This window comes from Cyanobacterium sp. Dongsha4 (assembly GCF_036345015.1).
Taxonomy (GTDB): Bacteria; Cyanobacteriota; Cyanobacteriia; order Cyanobacteriales; family Cyanobacteriaceae; genus PCC-10605.
In genome coordinates, this window is the sequence record NZ_CP084098.1 from 1,541,526 (window position 1) to 1,557,123 (window position 15,598).

Below are 15,598 nucleotides of genomic sequence, written 5' to 3' on the forward strand. Positions count from 1 at the left end.
ATTTTCTTTTCTGTGGTTAAATCAGTAAGTAACATCGAGAGTTAAAGTAGAGATTAAGCTAAAAAATATTATGACTTCAGTGACTACTAATTATCAAGAAGATTTGAGTATATATTCGAGTTCAGAATTATTACTACGCCACCGACTGAAATTAGTTGAAAATTTGTGGGAATCAGTATTAGCTAATGAATGTGGACAAGAGTTGATAGATTTGTTAGAAAGATTAAAGTCGGCTTGTTCTCCAGAAGGTCAAACCACCGAAACTGAGAATTTTTCTGTGAGCAAATGGATTGAGGAATTAGAATTAGATGATGCCATTAAAGCCGCCCGTGCTTTTGCTTTATATTTCCAGTTAATTAATATTGTTGAACAGCATTACGAACAAAGAACACAAAAACTTATTCGTCGTACTACCACTGAAGCTCAGGTTAACGCTATACAAAAACCGTCAGTAAATAATAAGACTTCTTCTATCGATGAGGATAGTTATTTTCATCCTAAGCTCAATCCTAGCAGTGGTGGAACTTTTCACTGGCTTTTTCCCCATTTAAAAACTTTGAATGTGCCTCCCCAGAAAATTCAAAAGTTATTGGATGAGTTGGATATTAGCTTAGTTTTTACTGCACACCCCACAGAAATTGTGCGTCATACTATTCGTAAAAAACAAAGACGTATTTCTTATATTTTAGAGCATCTGGACAGAGCAGAAGAGTCTTATCGAGCCATGGGATTAACGAATTCTTGGGAGGCAGAAAATTATCGTCAATGCCTATTAGATGAAATTCGCATTTGGTGGCGTACAGATGAATTGCATCAGTTTAAGCCCACTGTGTTAGATGAAGTTGATTACGCTTTACACTACTTCCAAGAGGTTTTATTCGACACTATTCCTGAGTTAACTGTGCGTTTAAAACAGGCTTTAAATAACACCTTTCCTAAATTAAATTCACCCACTCACAAATTCTGTTATTTTGGTTCATGGGTAGGGGGCGATCGCGATGGAAATCCATTTGTAACTCCAGAAGTAACATGGTCAACCGCTTGTTATCAGAGAAATTTGGTGTTAGAGAAGTATATTGACTCTGTGAATCAGTTGGGGGATATTCTCAGTTTGTCTCTCCATTGGAGTAATGTTTTACCTGAGTTGTTAGACTCCCTAGAGCGCGATCGCATCTTTATGCCAGAAGTATATGACAAATATTATGTTCGTTATCGTCAAGAGCCTTATCGCTTGAAATTAGCCTATATTGAGCAAAAATTAGAAAATACAAAGGCAAGAAATGAAGCCTTATCCAATCCTGAAACAAGAAAGTCGATTAAACTAGCTCATAAAGATGATAATGTTTATCCCACCACCGCCGACTTTTTGACAGATTTAAACTTAATTAAAGCTAATCTCGAACATACTGGCTTAAATTGTAAAGAATTAGAACATTTAATTTGTCAGGTAGAAATTTTTGGTTTCCATCTAACTCCCTTAGATTTTCGTCAAGATTCTTCCCGTCACTCAGAAGCATTAAACGAAATAGCTGAATATTTAGGAGTTTTAGATAAACCCTACAATGAATTATCAGAAGACGAAAAAACCGCATGGTTAACCCAAGAATTAAAAACCCGTCGCCCCTTAATCCCCGGTGAAGTAACTTTTTCTGATAATACCAAAGAGACGATCGAAACTTTGAAAGTTTTAAGAGGATTACAATTAGAATTTGGCTTAGATATATGTCATACCTATATTATTAGCATGACTAACTATGTCAGTGACGTATTAGAAGTATTATTACTAGCAAAAGAAGCAGGATTATATGATCCAATTTTGGGAGTAACAACTATTCGCATCGTGCCTCTGTTTGAAACCGTGGAAGACTTGAAACGAGCTCCAGAGGTAATGACAGAATTATTTGAATTACCACTCTATCGTGCCTGTTTAGCAGGTGGTTACGACAATGTGGACAAATCATCTTCTTTCCTCAATCTACCCGAATTAGAGCCAAAAAACCTCCAAGAAATAATGCTAGGTTACTCCGACAGTAACAAAGACTCAGGATTTATGAGTAGTAACTGGGAAATTCACAAAGCCCAAAAAAATCTAGCAAGAATCGGCGATAAATACGGCTTAAACATTAAAATCTTTCATGGCAGGGGTGGTTCAGTCGGTAGAGGGGGAGGCCCCGCTTATGCGGCTATCTTAGCACAACCCACATCCACCATTAACGGTAGAATAAAAATTACCGAACAAGGGGAAGTTTTAGCCTCTAAATACTCCTTACCAGAACTAGCACTGTACAACCTCGAAACCATTAGCACTGCCGTTATTCAAGCTAGTTTATTAGGCAGTGGATTCGATGATATTGAGCCTTGGAATGAAATCATGGAAGAAATATCCGTTGCTTCTCGTAAGGCTTACCGTCAACTAATTTACGAACAACCAGACTTCCTTGACTTCTTCTTATCTGTTACCCCTATCGAGGAAATCAGTAAATTACAAATAAGTTCACGTCCAGCTCGTCGTAGTAGTGGCAAAAAAGATATATCATCTTTAAGAGCGATTCCTTGGGTATTTAGTTGGACACAAAGCCGTTTCTTACTTCCTGCTTGGTATGGTGTCGGTACAGCATTACAGCAATTTTTAGATCAAGAGCCAGAAGAAAACTTAAAATTACTAAGATATTTCTACCTCAAATGGCCTTTCTTCAAAATGGTTATTTCTAAAGTAGAAATGACACTTTCTAAAGTTGATTTGCAAATGGCGAGTCACTATATTGAAGAATTAGCAAAATCTGAAGATAAAGAACGTTTCTTAAAGGTATTTAACCAAATTGCAAAAGAATACTACTTAAGTCGAGAAATGGTGCTCAAAATCAACGAACAGGATAGATTATTAGATAATGATCCCGATTTACAACGCTCTGTACAATTGAGAAACGGTACAATTGTGCCATTAGGATTCTTACAAGTATCATTGTTAAAACGCCTGAGACAATACGCCAATCAAAACAAAGCAGGTTTGATTCACTTCCGTTATAGCAAAGAGGAGTTATTACGGGGGGCATTGTTAACCATTAACGGTATCGCCGCAGGAATGCGTAACACCGGTTGATGTAAAGATTAAGTATTATTAGGGTATTAAGGTGTTAGGGTATTAGGGGGAAATTTCTTTTTTATCTTAACTCCTAACTCCTAACTCCTAACTCTGAACTCAAAATATCCCCTAGTTCCTAATTAAACAGTTTCTAACATTAACTTAGAACGTTTAATATTCTCTGGTATCTCAATGGGATAATTGCCATTAAAACAAGCAGTACAGAAACTCTGAGGATTTTGAGAGGTAACTTTTAACATTCCTTCCTCTGAGAGATAAGTTAAAGAATCTACCTCTATTTGACGGGCAATTTCTTCAACGCTCTTTGTAGCGGCAATGAGATGATCTTGACTATCTGTGTCTATACCATAGAAACAAGGATGAGTAACAGGAGGAGATGAGATTTTCATGTGAACTTCGATCGCACCTGCATCTCTTAAGGCACGAACAATTTTACGGCTAGTTGTACCCCTCACAATAGAATCATCAATAATAATAACTCGTTTTCCTTCTAAAACATCCTTAAGAGGATTTAATTTCATACGGATACCGTGTTCACGCATATGTTGGGTAGGTTGAATAAAAGTTCTTCCCACATAACGATTTTTAATTAAGCCTTCTTGATAAGTAATGCCTGAATGACGAGAATAACCAATGGCCGCAGGAATACCAGAATCAGGCACACCCATAACAATATCTGCATCCGTCAAAGATTCTTTTGCTAACTGTTCTCCTAATCTGAGACGATAAGCATATAAACTATCATGACCCATAATACTATCAGGACGGGCAAAATAAATCATTTCAAATACGCATAGCTTAGGATTGGAAGCCTCAGTCCACTTTTTAGAGGTCAAACCATTATCATCAATCCAGACTAATTCACCTGGTTCAACATCTCGAATATATTCAGCGCCAATAATATCTAAAGCACAGGTTTCAGAAGCCAAAACGTAGCGATTAATATTATTTTCTTGACTGATAGTGCCAATGACTAAAGGACGAACACCATGAGGATCTCTTGCACCAATTATACCATCAGGCGTACCAATCACTAAACTGTAAGCACCCTGACACCACTTAAAAGAACTAATAGCCGCCTCAATCCAATCTTTACCCGTGTCCACTTCCTTCCCAATCATAATCGCAATCATTTCTGAATCAGTAGTAGAAACGTATTGACCATTGCGGCGATCGAGTTCTTGTCTCAATTCTAAAGTATTAACTAAGTTACCATTATGGGCGAGGGCTAACTTTCCTAAACGGGTATCAACAACAGCAGGTTGTGCATTGACTTTCAAACTTGATCCAGTGGTAGAGTAACGGGTATGACCAACAGCAATCTGACCTTGTAAATTTGATAAAATAGACTCATTAAATACTTGGGAAACCAAGCCCATATCCTTGTAAGAATAACAAGAACCATTATCAAAAGTAGCAATTCCTGCTGATTCCTGTCCCCGATGTTGGAGGGCATATAAACCAAAGTAAGCTAATTTGGCAACAGTTTCTTCTGGTGCGTAAACCCCAAAAACCCCACAGGCTTCTTCTGGTTTATCGACCTGTAAAAAAGAATGCTCGTTTACTGATGAATTATGTTGATTATCCTTCATATTGTGACCTGATTTCTCTCTACCTGATCAGTTGATGATTTTGACATTGCACAAGCTAGATCTTAACAGAATTTTCGGGCTATTTGTCTTTTTTTTTAACCAATCCTTAAACAATAGTTAAGTGGGTGAGTAAAATTGATTGTATGCTTATGTTAAGAAAGGCAACAACGGGCAACAGCGAATTAACAACTATTTTAAAAATTTTTCTTGCTTTTTCAAATCCGATAAGTTATGATAGATAAGTGTCAATTAGCTGGGTGTGTAGCTTAGTGGATTAGAGCGGCTGACTACGGATCAGCAGGTCGGGGGTTCGAGTCCCTCCACGCCCGTACATGAAATAAATTCTGAGTAACTCACACGTTAACAAACTTGTTTATACAGTAACAAATTATTTGTCATCGGTAACAGATTAATGTCGTCTTAACAAATTAAATGACGTGATCACAAGTTAGTGTCGTTTAATTGGGAGCGGAGAGACTTGCTTTCAATTCTCAAAGAGAATTCTTCCTCGATCGGAAGTGATTAGCTAACCGCTATAGCAGTACACCTGCACCCTTATTGTGGGGAGTGCGCCTAGTTTCTCTATCTTTAGATGGACAGCATCAGGGCAAGTGGTTAGCAGGAGCAGAAAGCAAACTTCTTAGAAGATGTAAACCACTCCTCATTTTTCACAGAACAGAGGTTGACAACAACTTGATCTGCGGCACGATTTCCCTCATTGTAACTTAAGAATTTGTCTTTGTGGGATTATTTTGGCGATTATTTTTCTGGGTACTCAATGCTAACTGTAATGCCTTATCGGTAAACTTTCCCTGTTTGGGTTGTTTGCCTTCCTCTACGACAATACCCAATTTAGAAGAAATTGCTTTGATATTATTAATCAATCTACCATAACTCCATTGATGCACCTGTACACGATAATCCTGTGCATATTTTCGTTGCCCTTCCTTATATTCTGGGATTCTCTCCTCTGCCCTTGCTTGTATTTCTGCCTCAGTAATCGATCGCATCTCTTTGAGTCGAGGAATGATAATAGTCGAAACTTGGTATTCTTTAGCTATTTGGAGAATGGATTTAGCAATGAGGCGATCGAGGTATTCACCCAGATTAGATTCCCCTTTTTGCTGAAAATTAGCTCTTTTCCTTGCTTTATGGTTTTGGCGATTCAACTTCTGTTTCTCATTTCGTCTTCTCCTGATGAGATGGTAATTATCTCCCAATAATTGCTTGATATTACGATAGAGAATAACTTTATTCGTGGTGACATCCACAAGTGCAATGGTAACTGGTTCTTGTAAACCCATTGCTACTCCAAGAAAAAAATTAGGATTACCTTGATAAAGAAGATATAGTTTATTTTTGTGCCAAGGCTCACCTTTTCCATCATCTTCTTTCCAAATAATCATAGCCGAACGCAAGGTAAATAAAGCACTTGAAAACTGATCTTTACTGGCTTTTTTCAATTCCTGATCCTCATAAAAACGCCAGAAATAAGGAAGTTGACGAGAATCACAATAGATTTGAAAAATATGGTCACTCAAACCACTAAATTTAATACAAATACGGTTTTGATCATTCAAACACCATTTTAAATCCTCATTGGTTTCATAAACGATAGGATAAGGAATTGACGGAGAATTTCGTTTCAATGCCGAAAACCAACTATCACTCTCACTTTGATCTACTGGCATCGTGTTAGAAGCAAGGATGAGAGTGTGCAACCATTTTTCTCCCTCTAAATCTCTGCCAGAAGGAATAGACATCTCAATCTGTCTTTTCAATCTCTGAATTTTGATCTCCAATTTCCGTTTTATCTTTTGATATTTTTCTTTTGTCTCAAGCCTATTTTTAGGAACGCTACAACCATTCTTAATTAAATAAACGATCGCATCCCTCATTTGACAATCTTCTGTTTTTTCATATTTTTGAAATAAATAATTAGCAATACCCTCTTGAGTAGAAGTCGTTTCAATATTATCGAGAATCTGTTGAGCCTGATTTTGCAGTGCTTCCATTGAACCATCAAAGGATTCTATTAATAAACTATCGGGTTTCAACATTTCTAACCAACGGCTATTTCCTTCTAATTGCATTTTGTAACTCTTTTGCACTTTGAACCAAGATTTATAGATGTAGTCAATGATTTTACCGACAGAAGCATAAAACCGAGATGGTTGTCCTTGAAAACGAGAATCATTTTTTAGCTCTTGAATTTGTTGGGCAATAAAGTTTTTCGGCAGTCTTCCCTTCTCTCGTCATTGAAGAAAATCGGGATGATGTTTAATTCGGGTAAGGATTTCATTGATCAAAGGAACCTCAGTTTTGGATAAGAAAACAGGCAGATAGTAAGCTGAATATAACAAACCATCAACTAACTACTGCCCTATGTTTAATTTAGATTATTTATTTTGTCATGTCGATGATTTCTGCCAACAATTTGAGCCTCAATGGCAACAAAAACTTATCTCTCATGGTGCTGTCCAACGTGTTCGTACTAAAAGTCTCTGTTTAAGTGAAATTATGACTATTCTCATTGCTTTTCACCAAAATCATTACCGTAATTTCAAACATTTTTATCTTAATCACGTTCAACAATATTGGACTTCTGCTTTTCCCAAACTTCCCAGTTATCAACGTTTTGTCCAATGGATTCCATCAACGATTATTCCCTTGTGTGTTTACCTCAAGCACTGTTTTGGTAACTGTACCGGAATTAGTTTTATTGATTCTACTAAGATCCAAGTTTGTCATAATCGCCGTATTCGCCAACATAAAGTATTTAAAAATTTAGCTCAAAGAGGCAAAACCTCTGTGGATTGGTTTTTTGGTTTTAAACTCCATCTGGTAGTCAATGAACTGGGGGAAATTGTGAATATGAGTTTAACCCCAGGTAATGTCGATGACCGTAAACCTGTAGTCGATCTTTTAAAAGAGCTTTGGGGAAAAGTTTTTGGTGATAGAGGTTATGTCTCACAAAAATTAGCCACAAAGCTACTGAAAGATTTTGGTATTGAGTTTTTTGCTAAACCCAGACGCAATATGAAGAACAAATTAATGAGACTTCATGACAAACTTTTATCTCGGAAACGAGCGATTGTCGAAACAATCAATGATCAGCTCAAAAACATATCACAAATAGAACATTCTCGTCATCGTTCACCAATAAATTTCTGTGTCAATATATTATGTGGGTTAATCGCATATTGTCATCAACCAAAAAAGCCCCACCTTTCCTTAGAATGGATTTTACCTCAATCTGCTTAACCAAAACTCAGGTAAAGGAGTATTTTTCTTGCTCATCAACAACCAGAGAGATTGACGAGTATCAGCAGAAGCGATTAAACGAGATTGAATAGTTACCTGAACCATCGCTTTACATAATTGTTTAATTGGACATATTTGTATAATAGCAGATCATTTTATAATTGTGGGTATGAAACAGGAACTATTTTTTAGTAGCAAAGATATATCAAAGATTACGGGTTGTTCTCTCCGACAATTGCAGTATTGGAGGGATAAGGAGATTATTGTGCCTTTGATTATGGCGACGGGTACGGGAAAGACGATCTACTATTCTTTTGTGGAGTTGGTAGAGGTGTCGGTAATGGTATATATGCTGTCTGTTGGTTTGAATTTAGAGATGGTACAAAAAATCATCAATGATTTGAGGGAAAAAGAACCATCATTTACCGATGCGGACTTTAAGAAGCGTTTTATGGTAATTGCTCATGATGGTACTGTTGAGTTATTGCCTTATCAACGGGAAGATGCGATCGCACTTCTGGAAGAGGGGAAGGCGATCGTGCCTTTGTGGATTGATGAAATTCATCAAACTTTAAAGGGCAGTGATACTATTAAGCAAATAAAGGAGAAAAATTAACATGAGTAATGAAGATATATTACTAATACCATCAGGAAAGTTGAGATGTGTTGTTTCTGGCAAACTTCGCAAAGATACTCCTGAAGAAAATGTTAGACAAAGAATAGCTCGTAGTTTGTTGGATAATTATGCTTATGATAAAGCTGATATGGAAATTGAATTTACCATTAATCAAGGCTCTAAAAAACCCAGAGTAGATGTTGCTATTTTTCCTCCTAATACAGAACATAAACAGGAAAATATTAAAATAATTGTTGAATGTAAAAGAGAAGAAATTAAGCCAACTGATAAAGATAATGGTGTTGAACAACTAAAATCTTATATTTCTGCTTGTTTAAATGCTAAATATGGGATGTGGGTTGGCTCAGAATTACAAGTCTGGGAAAAAATTACTGATAAAAACCAATATAAGTTGGAAACTGCGACAGATATTCCTCGTTTTGGTTTAGAAGCACCTCAACCTTTAACTTTTGCCGAACTTGTCCCCGCTCAAGACGAATTAATTGATGTTTTTAAACGTTGTCATAATTACATTTATGGTAATCAAGGTTTTCAAAAAGAACAAGCATTTCAAGAGTTGTTAAAAATAATTTTTTGCAAAGTTTATGATGAAGATACAGCTATTGATACCATGAGATTTTTCATTGGTAATCAGGAAAGAAGATCGGAAATTGGTCAACGTCAATTAAAGCAGACTATAGAGAAGATTTTTGAAGAAGTAAAAACTCGTTATCCTTATATTTTTGATAAAGAAGAATCTATCCGTTTAGAAAATCGAGTATTGGCTTATTTAGTTGGTGAAATGCAAAGATTTTCTTTTTTATTAACGGAAGCAGATGTTAAAGGAACAGCTTATGAACAGCTAGTGGGTTCTAATTTACGGGGTGATCGAGGTGAATTTTTTACGCCTCGTAACGTTTGTGAAATGGCATCGAAAATGGCTTTATTGACATATCCACGAAAACAATGGCTTAAATTAAAAATAATCGATCCCACTTGCGGTACAGGTGGTTTTTTAGTCGCAACAATGAATGTTTTAAGAGAAGTTATTAGGGAGCAACAAATCAAAAAATGGCGTAAAAATGAAAATAAAGCTGAAGAAGAAACGATCAGAATTTTAAAAGAAACAGCTAATGCTAATTTACTAGGTATAGATTTTAATCCTATTTTAGTTAGAGCCGCTCAAATGAATTTAGTTATGCACGGCGATGGTTCAACTAATATTTTTCATGCAAATTCTTTGTTACCACCAGGGGAATGGTCATCAACACCTCCTAATGATGTAGCTAATTATGTTAAACCCAATAGTTTTGATGTTATTGTTACTAATCCTCCCTTTGGTTCTAATATTGCCGTCGATGATTCTCATATTTTGGCTCAATTTGAAATCGCTCGTTTATCGACAACAGGAAATCAAGCTAGTGGTTTACCCCCAGAGCAACTTTTTATTGAACGATGTTTATATTTACTTAAACCCAGTGGAAGATTAGCTATTGTTTTACCTGATAGCATTTTGTCTAATCCAGGATTGGCTAATTTACGGCGTTGGATTTTGAAAAAAGCTCGTATTATTGCCAGTGTTGATTTACCTGCGGTAACTTTTGAACCTTATACAGGTACTCAAACAAGTGTGTTGTTGCTTCAGAAAAAAACAGAAGCGGAAATGCAATTAGAAGACAAGTCAGGGCAACCATTAGATTATGAAATTTTTATGACTATGCCTGAAGCAGTGGGACACGATCGCCGAGGAAATGTTCATTATCTACGAACTCCTCAAGGTGAATTAATTGAATATGAGGAAGAATACTCGGTATCTCGACGTACAGCAGATGGAGAGCAAGTCGTAGAACATCGCCGACAAAGAAAAAGGCTTGTTCATGATGACTTACCTGAAGTTGTCAAATATTTCGAGCAATGGTTACAAGAAAATAATCGTATGGAGTGGTTAAATGACTAAGTTAAAACAACAAAGTTTGGAAAATTCTGTTCCTACGACTCGTCATGAGTTATGGGAAAAATTGTTAGCACAAGATTATATTGCTCCTCCTCTTATAACTTCGGTTTCTGCTAATTGGTTATATGAAGGGGATTATCGTTTAGATGGCTGTTTCTATGGCAGTAATGCTCAAACTGCGAAAAGAATTGTCACTGAAAGTATTTATCCAGTGGAAACTTTAGGAGATATTACTCAAGATATTTTTTTTCCTGGTCGTTATAAAAGAATTTATGCTAGAGATAAACAAGCAGGTTATCCCTTTTTGAGTGCTTCCGAAGCTCTACAATTCCGTCCAACTAGCGATCGTTATCTTGCTAAAGATCATCTTCCCAGTAATTCTGAAAAACATTTCATCGAAAAAGATTGGATTTTGATGACTCGTTCAGGTACTGTGGGAAGAGGTGTAATTTCAACTAAAAGACTGGCAAAATATTTTATTAGTGATGATTTAATTCGCATTATCCCGAAAAAGTTTCCTTTAGTGGGCTATCTTTATGCTTTTCTGAGTTCTTGGATTGGACAGGCGTTAGTAACAAAAGATCAATATGGTTCAGCTATAAAACATTTAGAATCCCATCATATTGCTAGTGTACCAGTTCCGATTCTTCCTGAATCTGAGCAAGAGCTTATTCATAATGAAATTCTCCATGTTTATCAGTTACGGGAAAAAGCTAATCAATTATTAGATGAAGCTAATGAGTTGTTGCATCAAGAGTTAGGTTTACCTTATTTTGATGAAAGTTTAGTTCCTTACTTACCTCAACCCCCATATCACCCCTCTCATCGCCCGAAAATGCTCCCTGTAAAATCATTTACGACTAAACTATCAGAATTAGGCGATCGCTTTGATTGTTCTTTTCATGTACCAGTAGCAAAAACGGCAATTGAATTATTACATAAAGCTAAGTATCCAGTTACTTTATTGGAAAATTTAGCAGAAGACATTTTTATACCTCCACGATTTAAACGTATCTATGTAACTAAAAAATATGGTGTTCCTTTTTTACAAGGTTCTCATTTGGCACAGATTAGACCATATGATCTTCAATATCTATCTGAACAAGCAAATAAAAACCATATTGAACAATGTTTAATAAAATCAGGTTATTTGCTCATAACTCGCTCAGGTACGATTGGGCGTGTGATGCTAGTAACATCATTTCACAATAACTGGGGTGCTTCTGAACATTTATTAAGAGTTGTAGCAAATTCTGATAAAACCTATTGCGGTTATTTAACAGCATTTATGATGACACCTTACGGACAAAATCAATTAACAGCAAAAATTTATGGTGCAGTGGTTGATGAATTAACAGAAGATGATACTAAAAATATTTTTATTCCTGAACCCCCATTAGATATTCAAAAAGAAATAGGAGACAAGGTAGTTAAAGCATTTGAATATAAAGAACAAGCAAATTTATTAGAGGAACAAACAATCAATAAATTAGAGAAAATATTAGAACAAGATTAAAGGGCTATTTAAAAATTTTATGTTCAGAAAAAAATTATGGATTTCAATCAATTGTCAATTTTAATTCAACAACTTATTGCACTGCCAAAGGAAACTGAATGGGTAGAATTTAAGTATAATAATGAAAATCCAGAAACTATTGGTGAGTATATTTCTGCGTTATCAAATTCGGCTACTTTACATAATCAAAATACAGCATATCTTGTGTGGGGAATCAAAGATGATAGTCATGAAATAATAGGAACTAAATTCAAACCTAAACAAGCAAAAAAAGGAAGTGAAGAATTAGAAAATTGGTTATTAAGAAACCTATCTCCAAGAGTAAATTTTAAAATTTATGAATTTATTTTTCAAGATAAAAACTTAGTTTTATTTGAAATTCCTTGTGCTAATAATCAACCAGTAAGTTTCCACGATATAGAATATATTAGAGTTGGCAGTTATAAAAAGAAACTCAAAGAGTACCCTGAAAAGGAAAAAGAATTATGGAATTTATTTTCATTTCAAACTTTTGAAAAAAGAATAGCCTTAGAAAATATAACAGCAGATGAAGTTTTAGCAAAAATTAATTATCCGAGTTATTTTGAGTTAACTGAACAAAATCTTCCTGACAATAAACAGGGTATTTTACAACGTTTAGCTGATGAAAAATTAATCAATATTAAACCTAGTAATTATTTCGATATAACCAATTTTGGAGCAATTCTCTTTGCTAAAAAATTAAGTGATTTTGATAGGTTAAGTAGAAAAGCAATGAGAGTTATTATTTATAAAGATAAAAGTCGAATTTATACTCAAAGAGAAAAATTATTTGATAAAGGATATGCTGTTAGTTATGAAGAAATTATCAATTTTATTAATGATCAATTACCAGAAAATGAAGAAATTGGTCAAGCATTAAGACAAAATATAAAAATGTATCCTGAAATTGCCATTAGAGAATTAGTTGCTAATGCTATGATTCATCAGGATTTTAATATGACAGGTGTAAGCTCTACTGTAGAAATATTTTCTGACAGAATAGAAATTAGAAATCCAGGTGAACCATTAGTTGATACGATGCGGTTTATTGATACCCCTCCTCAATCTCGTAATGAAGATTTAGCCGCATTTATGAGAAGGATTCATATTTGTGAAGAGCGTGGTAGTGGTATTGATAAAGTAATCGATGCCGTTGAGTTTTGCCAATTACCAGCCCCTGAGTTTAACGTTAATAATCAACATACAGAAGCTATTTTGTTTTCTTATCGAGAATTGAAAGATATGGATAAGAGCGATCGTATTAGAGCTTGTTACCAACACGCTTGTTTACGTTTCGTTTGTAGAGAACAAATGACCAATGAATCTCTGCGAAAAAGATTTGCTATTGAAGATAAAAATTATTCTATGGCTTCCCGAATTATTTCCGATACAATTGAAGAAGGATTAATCAAGCCTTATGATCCTGAAAATAAATCAAAGAAACACGCCAAATATATACCCTGTTGGGCTTAAAAACCGATTTGAGATTAAATATTAAAAAAACTGTAAGTGTTTATAAAAAAAGTTTATGTGATGGTTATGTGATTGACAAACAAAATTGAGTGGTAAAAAAATATGCTTCGATGGCTCTAAATAATAGTAAATAAGGGAATTGAAAATTTTTAGTTAAATGGGGTTTATGTGATTTAACCTTCAATTTTATTTTTTATTACCTTTCTACTCATCTCCGCAAAAGGAGTAAAACATCTATGACACCAACCATCAACCCATAAAGCAGGAAACTTAAACCTTGCCCCACAATTGGGACATTCTGATAAAAGTTTCAGTTGATGTCGATCGCACTTGTAAATCTCCTTATACTGCCATTCCATCTTATGATAGGGCTTTTCCCCATAACAAGCAGAACAAATACGAATAGGAGTCATTTTCATAGGGGCGGAAGGAAACATTGTTTGTAAGGTTTCTACTTCTACTTGTACGATCGCACTTAATTTTTCCAACTGTTCAGGGGAAGGAGGAGGATTAAAACGGAATTTTTCCCAACGGGCGGGAGCGCAAGCGCTGCTGCAAGCAGTAAGCATTAGATAAACCTGTTACCTTGCCCAAAGCAGAAGGAGTAAGCTCATTTTCTCGTCTAAACCGCCCTAAGAAATGACTAATGCTCTCCCCCTCATAAGGTGCAATCGTAAACCACCAAGGTTGAATTTCCATTACTTATACTCCTGTACAACTTCTTTTAAAGTGTCATAATCAATCTTGTTAAGTCCTTTCTTGAGGGAACGAATTGCCGCCTCACGCAAAACCATATCCATAATGCCGATATAGCCGCTCGTTGCCTCCCCAATTAGCTTCAACATTTTTTTATTTGTTAAGTTAGAAGCTACAGGTAACTTCAACACCTGCTTTTCCCAAATATTCACAGTACGAACAAAATCTTCCCCTGACAACTTTCCAAAACGATAACAAGCACGAAAACGATTATATACCTGCTCATCCTTCTTCATAACTGCATCCAAACGATCTGTTCCTACAAGTACAATAGCGATATTAAGATGATCAAAAATATCCCGAATTTCCGCAAAAGTCTTTGGTTTACAGCGATCCGCTTCATCTAAAATAATCATCTCCACACCGCATCTTTGCAATACTGTCATGGTTCTTTTTCTGATTTCTGACACCGTACCCTTCGTCATTTGATACTTTAAGTGTTCAATGATTGCTTGAAACAAATCCTTTGCTCCACACTCTTGAGGGACTTGCACGTAAATCACAGGTACTTGAGGCGGTTTTCCAACTTCTTGCTTTGGTTTATGTCTTAAACGATAAGAATTACAGGCGATGGTTTTTCCTGTACGAGATTCTCCCACAATCCGACAAGATTGCTTTGATTGACGTTTACTTTCAAGCCATTCATGGAGAGTGGCAACTTGTTCTAAACTCACTACAGTTTTACGTTCTAGTCTTTAATTAGAACTGTAACTTTTAAGCAAAATGGCATGACGTAAAGCAAGAGCAACCACTTGAGAACTGGGAGCATCAAAACCAAGATTGATTCCCATAATACAGCGAGAATAAGTATCTATAACTGTAGTTAGCCAAGGTCTGCCTAATAATTGACCAAATTGATCTACCAAAAGAATATCAGCACGAGTATGGTTACATTGCCAGACATGGTTGCTATATTGCACATCGATTTCAGTTCCTGAACGAGTAGAAACTACCAATTGAGAACCCCTCCAACCAGAACTTCTAATTCTTTTCTTATTTTCTTTTTCGGCGATAATCGGATTGAGAATACGATACACCGTCATGTGAGAAGGAGGTTTGATCCCCCAATTTTCAGCTTGGGCAACTGCTCGTAAATAAACCTGTTTAGGAGTCATTCATTTACTACCTTTATTTCCTTCACGATAGGTTTTAAGAATGAAATCTTGTAAGCGAGGATCGATACGATAAGAGCCTTTATCGGCTCGATTATTTTGAAGAATACCGAGTAAACCATTTTCTTCCCATTGCTTAACGTATCTTTGGATAGTTCTAACTGACTTATTCAATTGAGTTGATGCTTGTT

The 15,598-nt window shown here is 35.7% G+C and carries 12 protein-coding genes, 1 tRNA gene and 1 pseudogene; 7 read left to right on the forward strand and 7 right to left on the reverse strand.

From position 1 onward, the window contains the following. The first annotated feature begins 70 nt into the window (after positions 1–70). Positions 71–3,100, forward strand: coding sequence for a phosphoenolpyruvate carboxylase (ppc, locus tag Dongsha4_RS06500; RefSeq protein WP_330204890.1), 3,030 nt, complete (start codon positions 71–73; stop codon positions 3,098–3,100). Between the two features lie 122 nt (positions 3,101–3,222). Here the strand turns inward: ppc and purF are convergent, their stop codons facing one another. Then, a complete protein-coding gene (gene purF, locus Dongsha4_RS06505) occupies positions 3,223–4,695 on the reverse strand; it encodes an amidophosphoribosyltransferase (protein WP_330204891.1) in 1,473 nt (490 codons plus the stop codon). A 255-nt stretch (positions 4,696–4,950) separates the two neighbouring features. On the opposite strand from purF, the gene Dongsha4_RS06510 reads away from it, so the two are divergent. Further along, a tRNA-Arg gene (locus tag Dongsha4_RS06510) sits at positions 4,951–5,024 on the forward strand. 396 nt (positions 5,025–5,420) lie between these two features. Here Dongsha4_RS06510 and cas12k read toward each other — a convergent pair. Further along, positions 5,421–6,938 (reverse strand): annotated as a pseudogene (gene cas12k / locus Dongsha4_RS06515) (type V CRISPR-associated protein Cas12k); the annotation flags it as partial. A 142-nt stretch (positions 6,939–7,080) separates the two neighbouring features. On the opposite strand from cas12k, the gene Dongsha4_RS06520 reads away from it, so the two are divergent. Further along, positions 7,081–7,959 (forward strand): IS982 family transposase, encoded by an 879-nt coding sequence (locus Dongsha4_RS06520; RefSeq protein WP_217983190.1) that lies wholly within the window; start codon positions 7,081–7,083, stop codon positions 7,957–7,959. Here the strand turns inward: Dongsha4_RS06520 and Dongsha4_RS06525 are convergent. Further along, a complete protein-coding gene (locus tag Dongsha4_RS06525) occupies positions 7,942–8,064 on the reverse strand; it encodes a hypothetical protein (RefSeq protein ID WP_330204892.1) in 123 nt (40 codons plus the stop codon). The two genes, Dongsha4_RS06520 and Dongsha4_RS06525, sit on opposite strands and share 18 nt — an antisense overlap. A gap of 64 nt (positions 8,065–8,128) precedes the next feature. Between Dongsha4_RS06525 and Dongsha4_RS06530 the strand changes: the two genes are divergently transcribed. Genes Dongsha4_RS06530 through Dongsha4_RS06545 form a run of 4 tightly spaced genes read left to right on the forward strand, consistent with a single transcriptional unit; the run spans position 8,129 to position 13,539 of the window. Next, positions 8,129–8,575, forward strand: a complete 447-nt coding sequence (locus tag Dongsha4_RS06530) for a MerR family transcriptional regulator (RefSeq protein WP_330204893.1) — start codon at positions 8,129–8,131, stop codon at positions 8,573–8,575. A 1-nt stretch (position 8,576) separates the two neighbouring features. Next, positions 8,577–10,532: a restriction endonuclease subunit M gene (locus Dongsha4_RS06535; RefSeq protein WP_330204894.1), complete on the forward strand. Its 1,956-nt coding sequence runs from the start codon at positions 8,577–8,579 to the stop codon at positions 10,530–10,532. Next, on the forward strand, positions 10,525–12,045 hold the full coding sequence (locus Dongsha4_RS06540; protein WP_330204895.1) for a restriction endonuclease subunit S: 1,521 nt from the start codon (positions 10,525–10,527) through the stop codon (positions 12,043–12,045). The genes Dongsha4_RS06535 and Dongsha4_RS06540 overlap by 8 nt, the downstream gene beginning before the upstream one ends. Positions 12,046–12,081: 36 nt before the next feature. Beyond that, on the forward strand, positions 12,082–13,539 hold the full coding sequence (locus tag Dongsha4_RS06545; protein ID WP_330204896.1) for an ATP-binding protein: 1,458 nt from the start codon (positions 12,082–12,084) through the stop codon (positions 13,537–13,539). A gap of 173 nt (positions 13,540–13,712) precedes the next feature. Here Dongsha4_RS06545 and Dongsha4_RS06550 read toward each other — a convergent pair whose 3' ends face one another. The 4 genes from Dongsha4_RS06550 to Dongsha4_RS06565 all read right to left on the reverse strand — a co-directional run bounded on the left by Dongsha4_RS06550 (position 13,713) and on the right by Dongsha4_RS06565 (position 15,581). Beyond that, positions 13,713–14,108 (reverse strand): TniQ family protein, encoded by a 396-nt coding sequence (locus Dongsha4_RS06550; protein WP_330204897.1) that lies wholly within the window; start codon positions 14,106–14,108, stop codon positions 13,713–13,715. A 129-nt stretch (positions 14,109–14,237) separates the two neighbouring features. Further along, a complete protein-coding gene (locus tag Dongsha4_RS06555; protein ID WP_330204898.1) occupies positions 14,238–14,969 on the reverse strand; it encodes a TniB family NTP-binding protein in 732 nt (243 codons plus the stop codon). A 21-nt stretch (positions 14,970–14,990) separates the two neighbouring features. Then, positions 14,991–15,410 (reverse strand): hypothetical protein, encoded by a 420-nt coding sequence (locus tag Dongsha4_RS06560; RefSeq protein WP_330204899.1) that lies wholly within the window; start codon positions 15,408–15,410, stop codon positions 14,991–14,993. Then, complete coding sequence (locus Dongsha4_RS06565) at positions 15,411–15,581, reverse strand: hypothetical protein (RefSeq protein ID WP_330204900.1); 171 nt, start codon at positions 15,579–15,581, stop codon at positions 15,411–15,413. Between the last annotated feature and the right edge of the window lie 17 nt (positions 15,582–15,598).

What these genes read in the sequence shown, in the direction of transcription:
- Dongsha4_RS06550 (WP_330204897.1), bottom strand. Translation starts at nt 14,108, where the DNA reads ATGCTTACTGCTTGCAGCAGCGCTTGCGCTCCCGCCCGTTGGGAAAAA.
- Dongsha4_RS06520 (WP_217983190.1), top strand. Translation starts at nt 7,081, where the DNA reads ATGTTTAATTTAGATTATTTATTTTGTCATGTCGATGATTTCTGCCAA.
- purF (WP_330204891.1), bottom strand. Translation starts at nt 4,695, where the DNA reads ATGAAGGATAATCAACATAATTCATCAGTAAACGAGCATTCTTTTTTA.
- Dongsha4_RS06530 (WP_330204893.1), top strand. Translation starts at nt 8,129, where the DNA reads ATGAAACAGGAACTATTTTTTAGTAGCAAAGATATATCAAAGATTACG.
- Dongsha4_RS06535 (WP_330204894.1), top strand. Translation starts at nt 8,577, where the DNA reads ATGAGTAATGAAGATATATTACTAATACCATCAGGAAAGTTGAGATGT.
- Dongsha4_RS06525 (WP_330204892.1), bottom strand. Translation starts at nt 8,064, where the DNA reads ATGGTTCAGGTAACTATTCAATCTCGTTTAATCGCTTCTGCTGATACT.
- Dongsha4_RS06560 (WP_330204899.1), bottom strand. Translation starts at nt 15,410, where the DNA reads ATGACTCCTAAACAGGTTTATTTACGAGCAGTTGCCCAAGCTGAAAAT.
- Dongsha4_RS06545 (WP_330204896.1), top strand. Translation starts at nt 12,082, where the DNA reads ATGGATTTCAATCAATTGTCAATTTTAATTCAACAACTTATTGCACTG.
- Dongsha4_RS06540 (WP_330204895.1), top strand. Translation starts at nt 10,525, where the DNA reads ATGACTAAGTTAAAACAACAAAGTTTGGAAAATTCTGTTCCTACGACT.
- ppc (WP_330204890.1), top strand. Translation starts at nt 71, where the DNA reads ATGACTTCAGTGACTACTAATTATCAAGAAGATTTGAGTATATATTCG.